The following is a 17,791-nucleotide window of genomic DNA, read 5'->3' as shown; positions in this document are numbered from 1 at the left end:
ATGACACCTTCCAAATCCATTGTTCACACCCTGTTAAGCAAATGGATCTTTGCTATTCGCAATGCGCGGCAGAAAGGCATCAGTACTAATTTGCTAATCGGCCTGGTGACTTTTTGGTTGCTGCTATTCGCGAACGCTGAGCTCTGGAACGTGCTCTGGAAGCTGGTATTCAAAACCGATGAAGTGAACTGGCTGCTAGCGGCCAGCCTCCCAGTCATAGTATTCGCATGGGTGTTTACCGTTCTGAGCTTGCTGTCATGGGGGCGGCTGGCCAAACCCTTGCTGTGTCTGGTACTGATCAGCGCGTCTTTCGCGAGTTACTTCATGAATGCCTACGGCATCGTGGTCGATTACACAATGTTCACCAACGTTGTGGAGACCGACGTCGCTGAGGCAACCGAGCTGCTGAATTGGAAGCTGGGTCTTTGGGTCGCAATGGTTGGGGTGTTGCCCGTCTACCTGATCGCCCGGGTTCCCCTCCGGCGCAAGCCTTGGGCCAAAGCTTTGGTCAGCAGGTTCATTGCTCTGTCGCTCGCTCTGTTGACCTTATCTGGCATCGCGTTGAGTCAGTACCAGTCGTATGCCTCCTTGCTGCGCAACAATCGGGAGATCCGGCTGATCCTGGTACCTACCAACTTGTTTGCGGCTGGCCATGGGTACCTGAAGCGTCAACTGGCCTCACCTCAAACGCTGACGGCCATTGGTACTGATGCGGTAGTTAATCGACAGGGTGCGGCTCGTAAACCGAGGCTGCTGGTACTGGCAGTAGGAGAGACCGCTCGCTCCGCCAACTTCTCCCTCAACGGCTACTCCCGTGAAACGAATCCGGAACTAGAAAAGCGAAATGTCATTAGCTTCACGAACGTGAGCTCCTGCGGTACCGCTACCGCGGTCTCGCTGCCATGCATGTTCCTGGACGTGGGTAAGGCCCAGTACAAAGATGGCTTGGCCAAGAGCCGAGAAGGGCTGCTCGACGTGCTTCAACGCGCTGGCATCAGTGTCATGTGGACTGACAACAACTCGGGGTGCAAAGGGGTCTGCGACAGGGTTCCCAACCACAAGGCTGCCTCTCACGCGGATTCCCAACTGTGCACCAGCGAGGAGTGTAAGGACGGGGTGCTGCTCACGGAGATGCAAGACTTCATCAAGCGCCAGGAAGGCGATGCTGTCCTGGTGCTCCACTACAAAGGCAGTCACGGCCCGGCCTACTACAAGCGCTACCCCTCGCAATTCAAGAAATTCGCACCGGTGTGCGAGACCAACGAGCTCGACAAATGTAAGCAGGAGGAGGTGGTCAATGCCTACGACAACTCAATCCTCTACACCGATTATGTGACTGCAAATCTCATCGATATCCTGGCGGCCAACACCAAGTTCGACACTGCGCTGATGTACGTTTCGGACCACGGCGAATCGCTGGGGGAGGGTGGGCTCTATCTGCATGGGCTGCCTTACGCGATGGCTCCTGACGAGCAAACTAAGGTGCCGTTGGTACTTTGGATGTCTGACTCGCTCGCGAAGAGTGAAAAGGTCAACGTGGGTTGTTTGAAAGCTCAAACCACGTCACCGCTGAGCCACGACAACCTGTTCCACACCGTGCTCGGCATGATGAACGTCCAGACGTCTTCGTATCGCTCAGCGCTGGATTTTACAGCCCCTTGCAAGCCCTTGGCCGGAGGCTCTTATTCTGGCCTCTGAATGTTCGATGTGGACCGGATCATCGGCCAGGCGGTTCTGCACCAGCCTGCTTTGACAGCTGAGAGAAGCTGGACTAATTACATAGCTGCATTCAACAACCCAAGCGGAAAAGGAAGTTTTGCATGAGCATCAAGCCAGGCCCAAAGCGCACCAATGAAGATGGCACTCCGGACAAAAGGCAGCGAGTCACCCCTGAAAAGCAGAAGGACCATCCGGACCTGAAACCCCACAAGCACAAAAAGGGGGAGTAAGAAAAAAGCAGCTCTCGGGAGCTGCTTTTTTGTTTGGGCTGTGTGCAAACCTTCCCGACTGTCTCGCTGATCAATCGGACCCAGTCGTGAGTCTTCAGCTTTGCGTGATCGGTTAGGGCTGTTCGAATTCACTCCAAGGTGGGTCACTTGTCGGGCGTGACTCACAAACAGCTTAGATCGGCTTGATTGCCGCCTCGCTTTGGCTAGCTTGGAATCCATCGCTATCCATCGGTTGCAGGGGGCTGCATGCGTTTGCGCGGAGATGTTTATTGGAGCTGGGCAGATCCTACGCTTCATCACCGGACTCACGAAGAGATCCTGAATGACGGATCTTATCTCGACGTGCAGGTAAGGCTTTCGCGGATAGGCGCAACGCAGCTGTTTATCGGTGTGTACGCGCCGTCGGGAACCGCTCTGTACGAGGAAGCGTTCGACACCAGGCCGAACGAATCAATGACGAGCGCGTTGGCCTGGGGAGTCGCCAGGGCGCGTGCCGTAGCTGAGTTGTAAACCACTTTTTTCAACTGTAAACCACTGTGGTTTACAGTTGAAAAAAGTGGTTTACAGCAGGGCCCCTCAGGCTTGAGGCAGCTCCAGCAGATCGCCCAGTTCCTCCCGGGCCATCTTCACTCTATCCATTCTGCGATAAGGATGATCAACCGGCATCCGGATAAGGGATTCGAACCAAGCCGAATCGAATTTGATGACTTCCTTGTGAATGTGCTCAAGCTCACCTCTGCGAGGCTGTGACACCACAAACTCCATGCTTTCAACCAAGCCGGACGCTTCACTGTCTTTGACGATTCGATGGCGGATGAAACTCATTTTGAGATCAAAATATGCCGCCTTCGAACCGGGCACCTTCTTCGATTCCAGCCGACCGGTGCTGCTAATTTCCGCCCCCGGTACCTCAGAGGCAATAGCTTTTACCAGTTCAGCATTTCCACTGACCTTCTGGCCAAACAGGCGGGTGGCGTCCGACATGTAAGCAAAGATCCATGGCACATTGCGAAGCGTCGCGCCGGTATAGAGGTAGCCACGCTCTCCCTTGTAACGCTGCAGCATGCCTCTCAACGCATTCTCGGAAAGGACCAGTTGGGTCTCTTTCTCCAGGATGTAAACCACGCGATCGAACTGTTCTATCAACAGCTTGAGAATCTTCCGCGGAACACCGTCAAACCTGGTTTTTCGTTCTGTTTTCTTGTGCTGGCGAGGCTGGAAGTACGGGCAATCGTTACGGGCCTCACTATCAAATGGAGCGATGCCGCGAATGCTCTTAGTAGCATGTTTCCCGAATGGGTTCTTCACGTTAGGCGGTAGCTCATACAGCCCAACCAGCTGGACAGGGTTGTCGCATGCCGGGCATACAGCAAACTGAGCTAGCTTGCCCGCACTTCCAGGCTGGTACCACGGATCTCTGCGGAAGGTCTCGGCCTCGAAACCTTCCTTGTCGATGATCTTGCTTTCTGTGTCTTCGATGCGGAGCTTATAGATATCCATCTTTGCTGAAACCGTATCAATAGAGGGTCTCTGGATGGTAACGAGCGAGGATAGGCAGCAGTAGGCCTAACTGACCCTTTTGGTGGTCACCCACTGGTTTGAAGCCCGCCCAAAGCATGCCTGACCGACCTGCGCGGGCCCTAAAGGCCAGATCACTTTGATCTGAGTAGCCATTGGCATGGAAGTGACCACTACATTCCATGATCATGACCGTTAAAGAACGGCTATGGATTCACACAATGGAGACTACAATGGCAAGCCTACGCTCCGTCCTGGAGGTAGCATGCTGAACGCGAAAGTCAGAGGCGCTTGTAGCAGTCAGCGATGAAAATAACCGGAAGAGTCGAAGTCGAGACCGTTATAGACGTCGTGTGCGATGTGTGCCGTTGCTCCACCCGCTTGGATACTGGCGGGAATCAGTTCGGCGCCCTACAAGCACACTGGGGCTATGGTACTGCCCATGATGGGGAGCGCTATGAACTGCACCTGTGTGAGGATTGCTTCTTCCAAACATTGGCTTACCTCAAGCAGGAGCGGCGGACTCAAAATCTGTTCAGCGAGGATGGCCAGGATTTCACCGATGATCTTGGTCTGGTCGCAAAGGATGATTATTTCGGTGACGCCGGGAGCCGATAGCTTCGTTGACGCATGGAAATCCTGACGACAAAGGTGATCGCGCCCGCTTGAAGATACGCAGACACCATCTCCCTTAATGCTGGAGTTCGGAAGGTGACTTGACCGGACGCTTACAGATCACTCAGCTACGCAGCGCTTTGGGATGCGCAGCTTGACACAGTGATTAGTCGAATCGACGGGTCAGTAGGAGGGGGAGTGATCCAGTGAAGCACGAGCGCAGTCAGGAGGCTCGCGATGGTGTTCACTGAGATTGAAACGAGAGCGTTACGCATTTTGGAGTCCATTTTTTGAAGTGGACCTCTATTTAATGCGCATAAACTGTGTGTCACCACCACCCGCAGAAAATTTCGTCACGCCCCAGAATGGGAATTCGCATTCGGGGCGCACCACGATTTATCTCGTGCCAGAAGCCGCCTGCAGTGCAATCAGTTGGCGAGCCAAGACTCTACTACCTCAGCGCCATACTCGTCTTTCCAGGCCTTGAGTGTGCGCTGATTACCACCCTTGGTTTCAACGATCTCACCGCTGTGCGGATTCTTGTAGACCTTCACCACGCGTGCTTTCCGAAGTGCCTTTGGGGCATTCGAAGCTGGAGGCACCGCTTGCGGATCGAGGATCATCACCACTTGGCGCAGACCGTAGCCGTACTCGTTGAGCAAACTGCGCAGCTTCGTTTCAAATTCCATTTCCTGCTTCAGGGCAGAGTCATTTTTCAGCGCTTCCAGCTCTGCCAGTTGGGCTGCGAGCTGTTGTTCGAGCAGGCGGAATTCAGCGAGACGGGACATAAGATTCTCCAAAATGGGTTCGATGATTTTAGCAATCAAGAAAGGAAGCGTGCTAACTATCTTGATCCCACATGCCTGAATCGGCAATCACGAGGCTGAGCGATCGGTGTGGATAAAAACGTGATGGCTTCAGGATCGTCGATCTGGGCGGCTTCACTTGCGAGGTAATCGATCAGCTTTTTGCTTCTCACCCAAACATACTGCCGGCAAGCCGCGTTTGGAATGGATGGCCCCGCAACAGGGCGAAACCTGGCCTCCCAAAGGAGTTTGAACGCTTCCTTGGTCGACGTTCCCAGGTACACAGCGATCTCCGGTCCCAAAATGTAGCCTCGCCTGAATCTATCGATGGCTTGGGGCTTAACCACCAGTTGCGTACGCCTGCCGTGTTCGACGTTGGTGCTCCAAAGCAGGCCAAGCCGAACAAACGCGTAAGCGCATTCTTCTTTGACACCCAATAGCGCAGCTGCTTTGACCACTGATAAACCGGGTAGGGTTAAGCCCTTGCCCCCTGTTCGGGCTTGTTGCCACGATGCAAACTCTTGCGCCTTGAGTAACCACGCCCCCACGCCAACCGGGCCAGTCTCGGCCTGTCGGTAGGCACGAAGTTCACCTGCACGGATTGCCTGAATTAACTCGATCAGCCCACCGCCCTTGGGCAGAGAATGTTTGGCCAAGTAGTTGATCGTCACCAGACTCTGGTCAGTGCTGGTGGGCAGCTTCTCATCAATCATTTCGTTGATCGAGCGGCGGTCAATGAGCCACCTTTCGCCTGGGCGCGGTTCTCCACCAAAGAACTGGAGGGTGCCAGCAGCCAGCAGCTGCCTAACCCGCGTGTGACAGAGGCTTAGCAAATTCACGGTTTGTTTCATATCAACCGCGCCCTGGATTTGCTGCGAGATTACCTTCAACTGATCCAGGTCCACGACCGTAAAAATACGATCTTCATGGGGCTTCTCCCGATAGGCGATTTGCCCCTGCTGATGAAGGCGTTTTACGACTGATACCCCGAGACCACAAGCTTCAGCAGCCGAAGCGAAGGACACCCAACGATGTCTCTCAATCGTCTCCACACTCAAATTGCGATTTCGCTTCGCTAACGGTGCTTCCCACGCATGCTGCAGAAATGATTCGAACTCTCGACGAAGAAAGTCAAAACAAGGGTCATCCAGATCACGGTGGATGTCTTGGTATATCGGGCCGAACGATCTGCTGAGCGTCCAATGTTCGTTATCGGAATGGACTGCCTTGAGGCCACTCAGCAGTTCTCTGAATGCGAGAGGCCAGTTCATGAGAACCACGCCCGCCGCGTTTGCCATAAGCCGCGATATCTCTAGCGAACCCGAATCAGCAACCTTCAGCGGCTGGGTTCTTTCCGTAGGCAAACTTCTGACAGCGAGACGCGATGACAACTCGTGAAACTGTCCGTAGGTGAGGGCAGCCAATCCCGCGTCAGCAGGCAACGAGTCGGCGTAAAACCTATCTTCAAAGCCAGAGGTGAGCCAGGCGGCTGTATCACTCGCAGGCGCGATCTCAAAATTGGTCCCGCACAAAGAGGTGCCACACGCTTGGCAACAATTCGCACTCATCGCGCTTGGATCGGTTTCCTTCAAACAGTTGGGGCACCGTCCATGGAGTTCAGTGCCGTGGACAGAACACGTCGTAACCAGCGTCAAGCCCCAGCTTTCTCTCCAATAACCGGCCTCACCCAAACAGATCGGACAGTACCGCGCGTGATGAGTCGTCCATAACTTGACCCCCTTGGGCCTAGGATCACGAAACTCAGCAGCGACCGTAGGCCAGCTCAGTGGTCCTTCCATCATCTGCAGCCAGTCCGCAACATCAGTCTCGTCGGCTCGTGCAAAGGCTGTGAGCAGTTCCTTTCTGGGTAATCCGTTGGCTTTCGCCAAGCGCTGTAGGTACCCCAAAAGACTTTCGTCGTGGTGTGGTCGTGGGTTGATTAAAAGACCAAACATTCCTACACATCCATAAAATCGAAGACATAAAAATCAGGGGAGTAGAGCCGGGCTGATAAGCCCGGCCCTTGGCCGTCAGGTATTGCTCTCTTCGAACGTCTCAAACGGCTCCCGCTTGCCGAACAGAGGCTGGAAATTGAAGCTCGCACTGAAGGGGTTTCGCTCCTCGGTGGCGTAGCTCCAAACCTCGTCCTCAAAAGCCTGGGCAAGCACCGGAAGTTCAATCCCGGCAAGGTCCTGGACTTGAACCAGCCAAACAGCCCTGTCCACAATCTTTATGAGGTAGTCGATCAATCCATAGGAAGCCAGGTAAAAGCGTCTAATCATCGCTGGCTCAACAAAACTGATGGTTTGAATAGGCAGTTCGCCCTCGATTGCCTGCAACAACATCACGAAATGAAGAGACGCATTAGCGGAGAAGGTGAAGCGATCGAATGCCACCGTGGCCGAAAACCTGCGTCGCAGTTGCTCGTTTGCTAGCAGGAGATTTTCGGTGCGCTTCAGCCCAATCAGAACAAAAGCGATACTGGTTTCATTCATCAGACTCTTGATCCAGTCTGCTGCCTCATACGCACCGTTACGACGATAATCGACCAGATGCTGCGCCTCATCGAGGACCAACATCTCCACGCCAAGGTTCTTCAGCAGCAGGACTACACGTGCAAATTTAACCTCAGCCGAATGTCCTCGTGCCTCAGCGAAGGGGTCCTTCAACTCCGCCAAAATGGCTGCTGCCAGGTTCTTCTTCGTAGGTGACGAAGGCATCTCAACGAACAGAACTGCCCGCTTCTGTGGGTCATGGCTCTCCGATTCCTCCAGTGACCGAATGTACTCCTTGACCAATGTGCTCTTGCCCACACCGCTTGGACCTTGGATCAGCAACCCTTTACTTGCTCTGGTACGCCGACTATCGCCGTGGATATCGCCTAGTCGCGTCAACGCTCGCTCGACTTGAGGGCTGTGAATAAAACGATCGCGGAGCGTAAAGCTGTATTCACCATGCTCATAGCACTCATAAAGATCGATGGCGTTCATGGCTTAGAACTCCCAGCAGGGCGACGAACCGAAACCTTGAAGGCTGCTGGCGGAATGTTAGGAATAGAGTCACCAGTCCATTCCACTTCAGCGAGTACCTTGGGTGGAGGCGTGTTTTCGGTCACTCGACCCTCCTTGTCAATTTTCGCTATGGCAGCTGCGCGCCGTTTTCTGAGCGTCTGCGAACGGCGGGCCTCGTCTGCATCCTCCATAATTTCCTGGTAGCACCTGTGCGTAGCCTCGAAGCTAGGCTGCTCATTGTATTTTTCTCGAAGCGCTTTCTCGGCAGCCTTCCACACCTCCCTGCTCTTACCGGCCATTCGCTCATCTTTGGCGGGCACTTTGAAGAACAAGTTTCTGAAGCGGTCGTGAACCCAAACGTGCCCGGCTTCGTCTCGATAGCGGACGTTTACCTTTTCTCCGTCTGCCAAACGCATACGGAGCTCAGCAAGTTCCGTAGAGTGGTAGCCCACTTTGGCAACCTCGATGCCGTAATGGTGAACCTTCACCGAGGCCCGCTTGGCCAGAATGCACTCCAACGAATCCAGGTCGACGGGAAGGCTGATGACATGGTTCGCTTCGCTAGTCCCCCAGACTTGAGCCGGTGTCCTCTTGGACAGCCCCCGATGAGGAGTCTGGTGGTAACCATCGACGATCCATTTCACTACCACCGCTTCCAATTGAGCGAGCGTGAAGCATGCATTCTTTTCCGAGTCGTAATCGCCACGCTGCTGGATATTCGAGAAGGTGGTACCCGGGAGGTTGTGGATAAGCCCCAGGTTCTGTGTGCTGAAAAAGCGTTCGACGGCACCTTTCCTTTGAGGGGCCCTGGACGCGGGATACATGATCTCGATACCCAACTCGTTGAACCCCATGATGAGATCACCCGCGTGAAATTCCGCCGCGTTGTCTGGGACGATGCGAGCCGGCAGCCCACGTGCCCACCATTCATTTCTCACTTTAGGAAAACGCTTCAGCAGTTCAGCCTTTGGACGGATTGAGCGTTCGATCACACGAAGCACGGTTTCCGTATTTGGCGCCGACAGGTGAAGCAGATATCCCATCACCATACGAGAGAAGCGGTCCAGGACGATCGTCAGATAGGGGCGCCCAATACACAACCCCGAGGTTTCATCCACAAGCTGTACGTCCAATAGCGTGTGATCAATCTCCCACCGTTCCAGAATCTCATGGACACGTAGGACACCCGCCGCAACGCGGTGCTTTTTGTCTGCTGCGTATTTTCCAAGCCTCTCCTTATCCACAAGGTACGGATCCAGCTTGGCGATGTACCTTCGGACAGTCATTCCGCTTGGGATCTTGAGCTGATCCGAGGGCAAACGACTTTTGTTCCTCTGTTTAATCTGATCCTCGAACTCTGAAACGACCACGCTGACCGCAGGAATCGTGTCTTGCAGGTAGGTCTCATTGATCACCCCTTCAAGAATTGCTTCAAGCTCACCCTTGATCGCGGGAGCCCGGCCCTTTTTGGCATGCTGAGGGATGAGCTTTACTACGTTCTGGCCAATGTATTTAGAGGCCCAGCGTCGAATGGTGGAAACCGAGGGTGCGCATGCATCCCCAATCTTTTTGGCGATATCTCTAAGTGTCTTGATCATGTCTTCGTCACTCGGCAGCTTGTATTTACCGCGCTTAGTTAAGTCGTCCAGATACTTGCGTCGGCGCAATGCTTCATCCCCATGTTTTTTGGGGAAGCATGAGATGTCTGGAGGGATGTTCCGTACATACGGAACCTTCCCGAGATAAGGCTGATCAGCGGAGATCTCGATCTCGCGCTTCTCGTAGGCCTCATAGAATTCCTTCTCGGATAGCTTCGTGGGCTCACCAAGCTCATCGAAGAAGAGCAGCTTCCGGTCGATAAGCCTCTTCTCAAGCACCATCAGTACGCCACGAACGATGACGACCAATTTCACCCTAAGGGAAAAGGTTTGCATGACGGTGCCCCCCCTGCAGGAAGACCGGGGAGTCAGTGTCAATTGACCTATCAAGGTCAATGCCCACCACCCCAAGGCCTAACAAGCGCCAGGCTTTCCTCTCACCAACCACGCAGAGCAAATCTGCAACGGTCATAGGCGGCCATTTGTTGAAGACCACCATTACCTCCTCCAACGCCTGATGCGAAAGCTCTGGACCGCGCCGGTGATACATCAGCCTTCGAAGATTGGTAGCCAGGGGCTCAGCTTCAATTAACCTTTCAGTGACCACCGAAAAGTTACGAGCGGTGGCGTTGAAGTAGCGCTCAGCGGCATCCAGTCGCTGCCTGACACTGGCTATCTTCAGTCGTTCGTGAGGTTTCACTTCAAACCACCACTCGCGCCCATCCGCGAGGAAAACCTGTACGTCCGGGTAGTATTTGAAATAGCCCTGGAGCGATGGAATACGCTCCTCACTGGGCTGCGGGACGTAGCCGATGACCGCAGGAGACAGCTCAAGAAGCCGATAAAACGCGCCTTCGAGCTGGGACTCCCAGGGCACAGGCAGTTTATTTTTGAGCGATGGGAAGTAGCCGCGGTAGTGGTTAGACCGACGCGTGACCACCTTTCGTACTGTCATGAAACACCTCCGAAAATCTCGAAACGAGCGCCGTCGCTGCGCCAAAAAATCAAGGCGGAGGGCAGGCGAAGTGAGGCCTTTCGACAGGCAACACTGTGCCGTCGAGTAGCCTCGCTAAGGTCGAAAAGATGGGAGAGGATTGACAGGGGCTTCGAAAAAGCAGACATTGCGGTTTCTCACATCGCAAGTCCGCTTCGCTAAGCGCGGTCAGAACCTCTCGGTTTTGGTCGCGTTTTTCTACATTTGGGCCTCCACTTTCTGCTGGAATGGTCTGAATTTAATGACTAATCAGAATTTCCGGAGATCGCCTTGATCTCTTTCTTTCTAAGCAAGATGCTTGTCAGCGCACCAGCAGTTTCTATTTGATCTTAGGTTTTTTCTTCAACTGTCTGATTCGCGTATATATCCGATCTGGAAGCTACAAAATGTGGTCATAGATCTTATTCCAACACTCCGTTGAAATCTACATTTAATCCAACTAGCCAATTTGGTGTTTCTTACAGTTTCTTGTTATGTATTAAATTAATACAGGCAGATTTAATTAATCTGCTTGTATCCCGGTGCACTATTAAAGACTTGCTCGATTCGCTACTCCCTTACAGATTCATCCACCGAGCCCTTCGGCCTGATCTTCCTTCCCACCATCCATACGCAGGCGGCCAGCCTCAGACCAGCCGTTGGGGGGGCAGGGTGCCCACAGGAATTGGAAGCAAAAAAAAGCCCGCTAATGCGGGCTTGATGGTGACCGACGGAGACCAAGATTTGGGCCCGGCCGGTCATCTATTTGTGAAAACGTGCAGCTTTTCTGTGAACCTACACCTGATCAGAAGTCCAGGTTCGATACCGACAAGGCGTTGCTTTCGATGAAGTCACGGCGCGGCTCGACTGCATCACCCATCAAGGTGTTGAACAGCTGGTCGGCAGCGATCGCGTCTTCGATGGTTACCTTCAGCATCCGGCGTACGGTTGGGTCCATAGTGGTCTCCCACAGCTGATCCGGGTTCATCTCACCCAGACCTTTGTATCGCTGGATGGTGTGACGCTTGGCGGTTTCGTTCATCAGCCAATCCAGGGCTTCCTTGAACTCAGTGACCGCCTTGCGACGCTCGCCCCGCTGCACGTAGGCACCTTCGCCGAGGAGGGTGCTGAGCTTGGCGCCAATGGCGACTACAGTCCGGTAGTCGTTGCTGCCGAAGAAGTCACGATTGAAGGTGACGTAGCTGGCCAACCCGTGGGAGGTGATTTCCACTTCCGGCAGCCAGAGGTTGCGTTCCTTGTCTTCGCGCAGGCTGGCCTGGTAGGTGAGGCCGGACTTCTGGCTGTTGCTCAGACGCTCCTGGAACTGCGCCAGCCAGGTCTGCATAACAGCTTGGTTGGCCAGTTGCTCCAGGGTGACTTCCGGCAGGTAGATGAAGTGCTCGGTAAGCTCTTCAGGATACAGACGCGAAAGACGCTTGAGCGTTTTCATCACGGAACGGAATTCGTTCACCAGGCTTTCAAGCTGAACGCCGGAAACCGCTGGCGCCGATTCGTCCAGGTGCAGGCTGGCATCTTCCAGGGCCGACTGCGTCATGTACTCCTCCATGGCGTCGTCGTCCTTGATGTATTGCTCTTGCTTGCCTTTCTTCACCTTGTACAGCGGTGGCTGGGCGATATAGATGTAGCCGCGCTCGACCAGCTCTGGCAGTTGGCGGAAGAAGAAGGTCAGCAGCAGGGTACGGATGTGCGAACCGTCAACGTCAGCATCGGTCATGATGATGATGTTGTGATAACGCAGCTTGTCGATGTTGTACTCTTCACGGCCAATACCGCAGCCCAGGGCAGTGATCAAGGTGCCCACTTCCTGTGAGGAGATCATCTTGTCGAAACGCGCTTTCTCGACGTTGAGGATCTTACCCTTGAGCGGCAGGATCGCCTGGGTGCGACGGTTACGACCTTGCTTGGCCGAGCCACCCGCGGAGTCACCCTCCACCAGGTACAGTTCGGAAAGGGCAGGGTCCTTTTCCTGGCAATCAGCGAGTTTGCCTGGCAGGCCTGCGATGTCCAATGCACCTTTGCGGCGGGTCATCTCACGTGCCTTGCGCGCTGCTTCACGGGCGCGGGCAGCATCGATCATCTTGCCGACCACCGCCTTGGCTTCGTTGGGGTTTTCCAACAGGAAGTCGGCAAAGTACTTGTTCATCTCCTGTTCCACGGCGGTCTTCACCTCCGAGGAAACCAGCTTGTCCTTGGTCTGCGAGCTGAACTTCGGATCCGGCACCTTGACCGAGATGATCGCGGTCAGACCTTCACGGGCATCGTCGCCAGTGGTCGCGACCTTGTTCTTCTTGGCCAGACCTTCCTGTTCGATGTAGTTGTTCAAGCTACGGGTGAGCGAGGAGCGGAAACCGACCAGGTGGGTACCACCGTCACGCTGCGGAATGTTGTTGGTGAAGCACAGCAGGTTTTCGTTGAAGCTGTCGTTCCACTGAAGGGCGACTTCGACACCCACACCGTCGTCACGTTGAACATTGAAGTGGAACACCTGGGAGTTGACCGGGGTCTTGTTGGTGTTCAGGTATTCGACGAACGCGCGCAGGCCACCTTCATACTTGAAGAACTCTTCCTTGCCGGTACGTTCATCCTTGAGCAGGATGCCGACGCCCGAGTTCAGGAACGACAGTTCGCGAATACGCTTGGCAAGGATGTCCCAGCTGAAGTGGATGTTCTTGAAGGTTTCGGCCGAAGGCTTGAAGTGAATATGTGTACCGGTAGTTTCACTCTCACCGACCACTGCCATCGGGGCCTGTGGAACACCGTGAACGTACGTCTGTTCCCAGATCTTGCCACTACGGCGAACGGTCAGTACCAGCTTCTCGGACAGGGCGTTCACAACGGAAACACCTACACCGTGCAGGCCGCCCGAAACCTTATAGGAGTTGTCGTCGAACTTACCGCCCGCATGGAGGACGGTCATGATGACCTCAGCTGCCGAGACACCTTCTTCTTTGTGCACGTCGACAGGAATGCCGCGACCGTTGTCGCGAACACTAATGGATTCGTCCGGGTGAATGATGACAGTGATGTCGTCGCAATGACCCGCGAGGGCTTCGTCGATCGAGTTGTCGACCACCTCGAAGACCATGTGGTGCAGGCCGCTGCCATCATCGGTGTCGCCAATGTACATGCCGGGGCGTTTGCGCACGGCATCCAGTCCTTTCAGCACCTTGATGCTGGAGGAGTCGTACGTTTGATTTTCGCTCATGCCTTCACTCCCGATGGTCGTGGGTCTGGGTGATACGGCCTTGTTCCACGTGGAACAAAGCAACTGGCGTTTCCGTCTGCCAGCCTTCCCTCAGTAATTCGTGATCTACACAGGTGATAAAAACCTGGCAGTGTAATTCTTCAAGCAAGCGACATAGCGCGAGACGATGCTGCTCATCCAGTTCGGACGGCAAGTCATCCACGAGATAAATACAATGACCGCGGCGTGCTTGGCTGACGAGGTGGCCCTGGGCAATCCGCAAGGCGCAGACCACCAGTTTCTGCTGACCTCGGGACAAAATGTCGGCGGCATTGTTTGCGCCCAATCGCAGACGCAAATCAGCACGCTGCGGCCCCGCCTGGGTGTGCCCGATTTGCTGATCGCGAAGAAGAGAGGAGGCGAGTACTTCGTTGAGTTCCCGGTCCTTGTCCCAGCCTCGGTAGTAGCTCAGGGTTAACCCGTCCAGCTCAACCAGTTCACTCAGGGTTCGCTCGAAGACAGGCTTCAAGGCCTTGATGTAATTGCGACGGTATTCATCTATCTCCGCACTGGCCAGGCATAACTCCCGGTCCCAGGCGGCTTGCGAAGCAGCGTCAAGTGTACCATGACGCAACCATGAGTTCCGCTGCCGCAGCGCCTTCTGCAGGCGCTGCCAGGCAGTCATGAATCGAGGTTCCACGTGGAACACTCCCCAATCCAGAAACTGCCGACGCACTTTCGGGGCACCCTCAAGCAGGCGGAAGCTGTCCGGGTTGATGAGTTGCAGCGGCAGTAGTTCAGCGAGTTGAGCTGTACTGCGCGCATTCTGCCCATCGATACGGATAGTGAAATCGCCCTGACGATCCCGCGATATTCCTAGATTGCTCGTTCCGCCTTCGACAAGCTGAACCTCTCCAAATACGGTGCAGGTAGGCTGCTCGTATTGAATGACCGGGTTCAGACGTGTACTGCGAAAGGAACGGGCGAGCCCCAACAGATGCACAGCTTCGAGCACGCTGGTCTTGCCGCTGCCGTTGGCGCCGTAAAGGATGTTGATGCGGGGGGAGGGAGAGAGGGTCACCGGGTGCAGGTTGCGCACCGCGGTGACCATGATACGTCGAAGTGACATTTGGCCTGCGACAGGTTACAGACGCATCGGCATGACGACGTAAGAAGAGTCATCGTTGCCGGCTTCCTGAAGCAGGGCGCTGCTATTGGAGTCGGACAGAATCAGGCGAACCTGCTCCGTGGTCATCACGCCCAACACGTCGAGCAGATAGCTGACGTTGAACCCGATCTCAAGCGAGCTGCCGTTGTAATCGACGCTGATTTCTTCCTCAGCCTCTTCCTGCTCCGGGTTATTCGCCTGGATCTTCAATTGGCCCGAAGCCAGTTGCAGACGAATGCCACGGTATTTCTCGTTGGAAAGGATGGCAGTACGGCTGAAGGCTTCTCGCAGGGCCTGGCGATCGCCGATCACCAGCTTGTCACCACCTTTTGGCAGCACACGCTCATAGTCCGGGAACTTGCCGTCTACCAGCTTGGAAGTAAAGGTGAACTCACCGGTGGTCGCACGAATATGGTGCTGACCTAGAACGATGCTGACCATGCCTTCCGGATCGGTGAGCAGACGCGCCAGCTCGAGAATACCCTTGCGTGGCACGATGACTTGGTGGCGTTCGGCCTGGCCAATGGCGGCTTGCATGGAGCACAGCGCCAGACGGTGACCGTCAGTGGCAACCGCTCGGAGGGTATCGGTCGACACTTCCAACAGCATGCCGTTGAGGTAGTAACGCACGTCCTGCTGAGCCATGGCGAAGCTGGTGCGCTCGATCAAGCGACGCAGCTTGCTCTGTTCCAGGTTGCAAGTCAGCGAGCCAGGACCTTCCTCGACGGTCGGGAAGTCATTGGCCGGCAGCGTCGAGAGGGTAAAACGGCTGCGCCCGGCCTTGACCAGCAACTTCTGCTCGTCGACCTTGATATCGATCAGAGCGTCGCTCGGCAAGCTCTTGCAGATATCCATCAGCTTGCGCGCTGGGACAGTGATCTCGCCCGGCTCGGCCGGCTCTTCCAGTTGCACACGGCCAACCAGCTCGACTTCCAGGTCGGTACCGGTCAACGACAGTTGCTGGCCTTGCACGACCAACAGCACATTGGACAGGACCGGCAAGGTCTGGCGGCGCTCGACGACGCCTGCGACCAGTTGCAGGGGTTTCAACAGGGCTTCGCGTTGAATGGTGAAATGCATGGTCTAGTCCCTTGCCTTCAATTAGCTGCACCGACGTTCATCAGGTCGTCAGCGTACGCAGCAGGTTCTTGTAGTCCTCGCGGATATCCGCATCGGATTCTTTCAGTTCGTTGATCTTGCGGCAGGCGTGCAGCACGGTGGTGTGGTCCCGACCGCCAAACATGTCGCCGATCTCCGGCAAACTGTGGTTGGTCAGTTCTTTGGACAACGCCATGGCAACCTGACGCGGGCGTGCAACCGAACGCGAACGTCGTTTGGACAACAGATCGGCGATCTTGATCTTGTAGTACTCGGCCACGGTGCGCTGGATGTTATCCACACTCACAAGCTTGTCTTGCAGAGCCAGCAGATCCTTGAGCGACTCGCGAATCAGCTCGATGGTGATATCCCGGCCCATGAAGTGGGAGTGGGCGATCACCCGTTTCAAAGCACCTTCCAGCTCACGCACGTTGGAGCGTATGCGCTGGGCGATGAAGAACGCTGCATCGTGGGGCAGCTCGACCTTCGCCTGGTCGGCCTTCTTCATAAGAATCGCCACGCGGGTTTCGAGCTCCGGCGGCTCCACGGCGACCGTCAGGCCCCAACCGAACCGCGATTTGAGGCGCTCCTCCAGGCCTTCGATTTCCTTCGGGTAACGGTCACTGGTGAGAATCACCTGCTGACCGCCCTCGAGCAAGGCGTTGAAGGTGTGGAAAAACTCTTCCTGGGAACGCTCCTTACGGGCGAAGAACTGGATATCGTCGATCAGCAATGCGTCGACTGAGCGATAGAAGCGCTTGAACTCGTTGATCGCATTGAGCTGCAGCGCCTTGACCATGTCGGCGACGAAACGCTCGGAATGCAGGTACACCACCTTGGCATTCGGGTTCTTTTTCAGCAGATGGTTACCCACAGCGTGCATGAGGTGGGTTTTACCCAGGCCCACACCACCATAAAGGAACAGCGGGTTGTAACCATGCTTAGGGTTGTCGGCCACCTGCCAGGCCGCAGCGCGAGCCAATTGGTTGGACTTACCCTCGACGAAGGTTTCGAAGGTGAAGGTACGGTTGAGGTAGCTGGTGTGCTTGAGCGCGCCTTCGACCTGGACCGTGCGTTGCTCGGTGCGTGTGCTGGTGGCCGGCGCAGAAGCAGGCTCGCCCATCACGTCGAAACTGTCGCGCGAAGACGGCTCTTCGATCTCGAGCGCAGGTGCCAGCTCAAGTGCAGGTTCAACGACCGGCTCGCTCGGCTGCACGACCTGTGCGGCTTGCTGGACTTGGGTCTGCTGGGCCATTGACGCAGCGACCGCGGCACTGACAGGCGCATTGGGTGCAGCACGCGGAGCGGAACTGCGACGGCTACCTATTAATAAGGAAAGGGCAGGCGCAATGCCATTGCCACGCTCGCCCAACAGCTCGAGCAGACGGCCCAGGTACTTTTCGTTGACCCAATCGAGAACGAAACGGTTGGGCGCATAGACGCGCAACTCGTCGCCTTCGGCTTCGACCTGTAGCGGACGGATCCAGGTGTTGAATTGCTGGGCAGGCAGTTCATCGCGCAGAAGCTCCACGCACTGCTGCCAAAGTTCCACTGACACGGATATCCCCTGAGTTGAAAGCCGGATGAGGCAAAAACAAACCGCCATTGTACCGGGAGGTAGACCAGTTATCCACATGTGACACCGACTTGCACAGGGACAAATCGGCCAAAAAACTTCCTAAACGCCTTACCTGCGCTGTGAATAAGCTCTGTGGATAACCAGCCCTGAGCACTATGCACAACCCCACCCTCAGACCTGTTGATAACTCAGCTGTGGATAACAAGCTGTTCGCTCCACAGGTTGTGCGTGTCATCAGCACAGCGAAGGCACCGCTTACCGACAAGGTTAT

14 protein-coding genes and 1 pseudogene are annotated in these 17,791 nt (G+C 55.2%); 4 read left to right on the top strand and 11 right to left on the bottom strand.

Annotated features, from left to right (window positions below; genetic code table 11):
- The 3 genes from AB1N67_RS00075 to AB1N67_RS00065 all read left to right on the top strand — a co-directional run bounded on the left by AB1N67_RS00075 (position 1) and on the right by AB1N67_RS00065 (position 2,459).
- Complete coding sequence (locus tag AB1N67_RS00075; protein ID WP_104833702.1) at positions 1 to 1,698, top strand: phosphoethanolamine transferase; 1,698 nt, start codon at positions 1 to 3, stop codon at positions 1,696 to 1,698.
- A 122-nt stretch (positions 1,699 to 1,820) separates the two neighbouring features.
- Positions 1,821 to 1,949, top strand: coding sequence for a hypothetical protein (locus tag AB1N67_RS00070; RefSeq protein WP_003253468.1), 129 nt, complete (start codon positions 1,821 to 1,823; stop codon positions 1,947 to 1,949).
- Positions 1,950 to 2,195: 246 nt separating this feature from the next.
- Positions 2,196 to 2,459, top strand: a complete 264-nt coding sequence (locus tag AB1N67_RS00065; protein ID WP_104833703.1) for a hypothetical protein — start codon at positions 2,196 to 2,198, stop codon at positions 2,457 to 2,459.
- A 66-nt stretch (positions 2,460 to 2,525) separates the two neighbouring features.
- On the opposite strand, the gene AB1N67_RS00060 is transcribed toward AB1N67_RS00065, so the two are convergent.
- Positions 2,526 to 3,449, bottom strand: coding sequence for a hypothetical protein (locus AB1N67_RS00060; protein ID WP_104833704.1), 924 nt, complete (start codon positions 3,447 to 3,449; stop codon positions 2,526 to 2,528).
- A gap of 324 nt (positions 3,450 to 3,773) precedes the next feature.
- Here AB1N67_RS00060 and AB1N67_RS00055 point away from each other — a divergent pair, with 324 nt between their 5' ends.
- Entirely contained in the window at positions 3,774 to 4,085 is a 312-nt protein-coding gene (locus tag AB1N67_RS00055; protein ID WP_104833705.1) for a hypothetical protein, read from the top strand.
- Positions 4,086 to 4,510: 425 nt separating this feature from the next.
- On the opposite strand, the gene AB1N67_RS00050 is transcribed toward AB1N67_RS00055, so the two are convergent.
- From AB1N67_RS00050 to dnaA, 10 genes and pseudogenes are all read right to left on the bottom strand, one after another.
- The gene (locus tag AB1N67_RS00050; RefSeq protein WP_104833706.1) at positions 4,511 to 4,870 is read right to left on the bottom strand and encodes a histone-like nucleoid-structuring protein, MvaT/MvaU family; all 360 of its coding nucleotides are present in this window, start codon (positions 4,868 to 4,870) and stop codon (positions 4,511 to 4,513) included.
- 56 nt (positions 4,871 to 4,926) lie between these two features.
- Positions 4,927 to 6,159, bottom strand: coding sequence for a hypothetical protein (locus AB1N67_RS00045; RefSeq protein ID WP_230387554.1), 1,233 nt, complete (start codon positions 6,157 to 6,159; stop codon positions 4,927 to 4,929).
- 354 nt (positions 6,160 to 6,513) lie between these two features.
- Positions 6,514 to 6,843 (bottom strand): annotated as a pseudogene (locus AB1N67_RS00040) (TniQ family protein); the annotation flags it as partial.
- A gap of 75 nt (positions 6,844 to 6,918) precedes the next feature.
- Positions 6,919 to 7,878: a TniB family NTP-binding protein gene (locus tag AB1N67_RS00035; protein ID WP_189121461.1), complete on the bottom strand. Its 960-nt coding sequence runs from the start codon at positions 7,876 to 7,878 to the stop codon at positions 6,919 to 6,921.
- Positions 7,875 to 9,833 carry an integrase gene (locus AB1N67_RS00030; protein WP_367863462.1) on the bottom strand — a complete coding sequence of 653 codons (1,959 nt, stop codon included), beginning with the start codon at positions 9,831 to 9,833 and terminating at the stop codon, positions 7,875 to 7,877. The genes AB1N67_RS00035 and AB1N67_RS00030 overlap by 4 nt, the downstream gene beginning before the upstream one ends.
- On the bottom strand, positions 9,814 to 10,452 hold the full coding sequence (locus AB1N67_RS00025; protein ID WP_104833711.1) for a TnsA endonuclease N-terminal domain-containing protein: 639 nt from the start codon (positions 10,450 to 10,452) through the stop codon (positions 9,814 to 9,816). The genes AB1N67_RS00030 and AB1N67_RS00025 overlap by 20 nt, the downstream gene beginning before the upstream one ends.
- 823 nt (positions 10,453 to 11,275) lie before the next feature.
- Positions 11,276 to 13,696, bottom strand: a complete 2,421-nt coding sequence (gyrB, locus tag AB1N67_RS00020) for a DNA topoisomerase (ATP-hydrolyzing) subunit B (RefSeq protein WP_043214213.1) — start codon at positions 13,694 to 13,696, stop codon at positions 11,276 to 11,278.
- A gap of 4 nt (positions 13,697 to 13,700) precedes the next feature.
- A complete protein-coding gene (recF, locus tag AB1N67_RS00015; protein WP_043214211.1) occupies positions 13,701 to 14,804 on the bottom strand; it encodes a DNA replication/repair protein RecF in 1,104 nt (367 codons plus the stop codon).
- 15 nt (positions 14,805 to 14,819) lie between these two features.
- Positions 14,820 to 15,923, bottom strand: a complete 1,104-nt coding sequence (dnaN, locus tag AB1N67_RS00010; RefSeq protein WP_043214209.1) for a DNA polymerase III subunit beta — start codon at positions 15,921 to 15,923, stop codon at positions 14,820 to 14,822.
- 40 nt (positions 15,924 to 15,963) lie between these two features.
- Complete coding sequence (dnaA, locus tag AB1N67_RS00005; RefSeq protein WP_043214207.1) at positions 15,964 to 17,499, bottom strand: chromosomal replication initiator protein DnaA; 1,536 nt, start codon at positions 17,497 to 17,499, stop codon at positions 15,964 to 15,966.
- Positions 17,500 to 17,791: the final 292 nt, after the last annotated feature.

The organism is Pseudomonas guariconensis (assembly GCF_040822035.1).
GTDB classification, from domain to species: Bacteria; Pseudomonadota; Gammaproteobacteria; order Pseudomonadales; family Pseudomonadaceae; genus Aquipseudomonas; species Aquipseudomonas guariconensis.
Note: the sequence above shows the minus strand (reverse complement) of the source record. Positions and strands in the feature narration are given on the sequence as shown.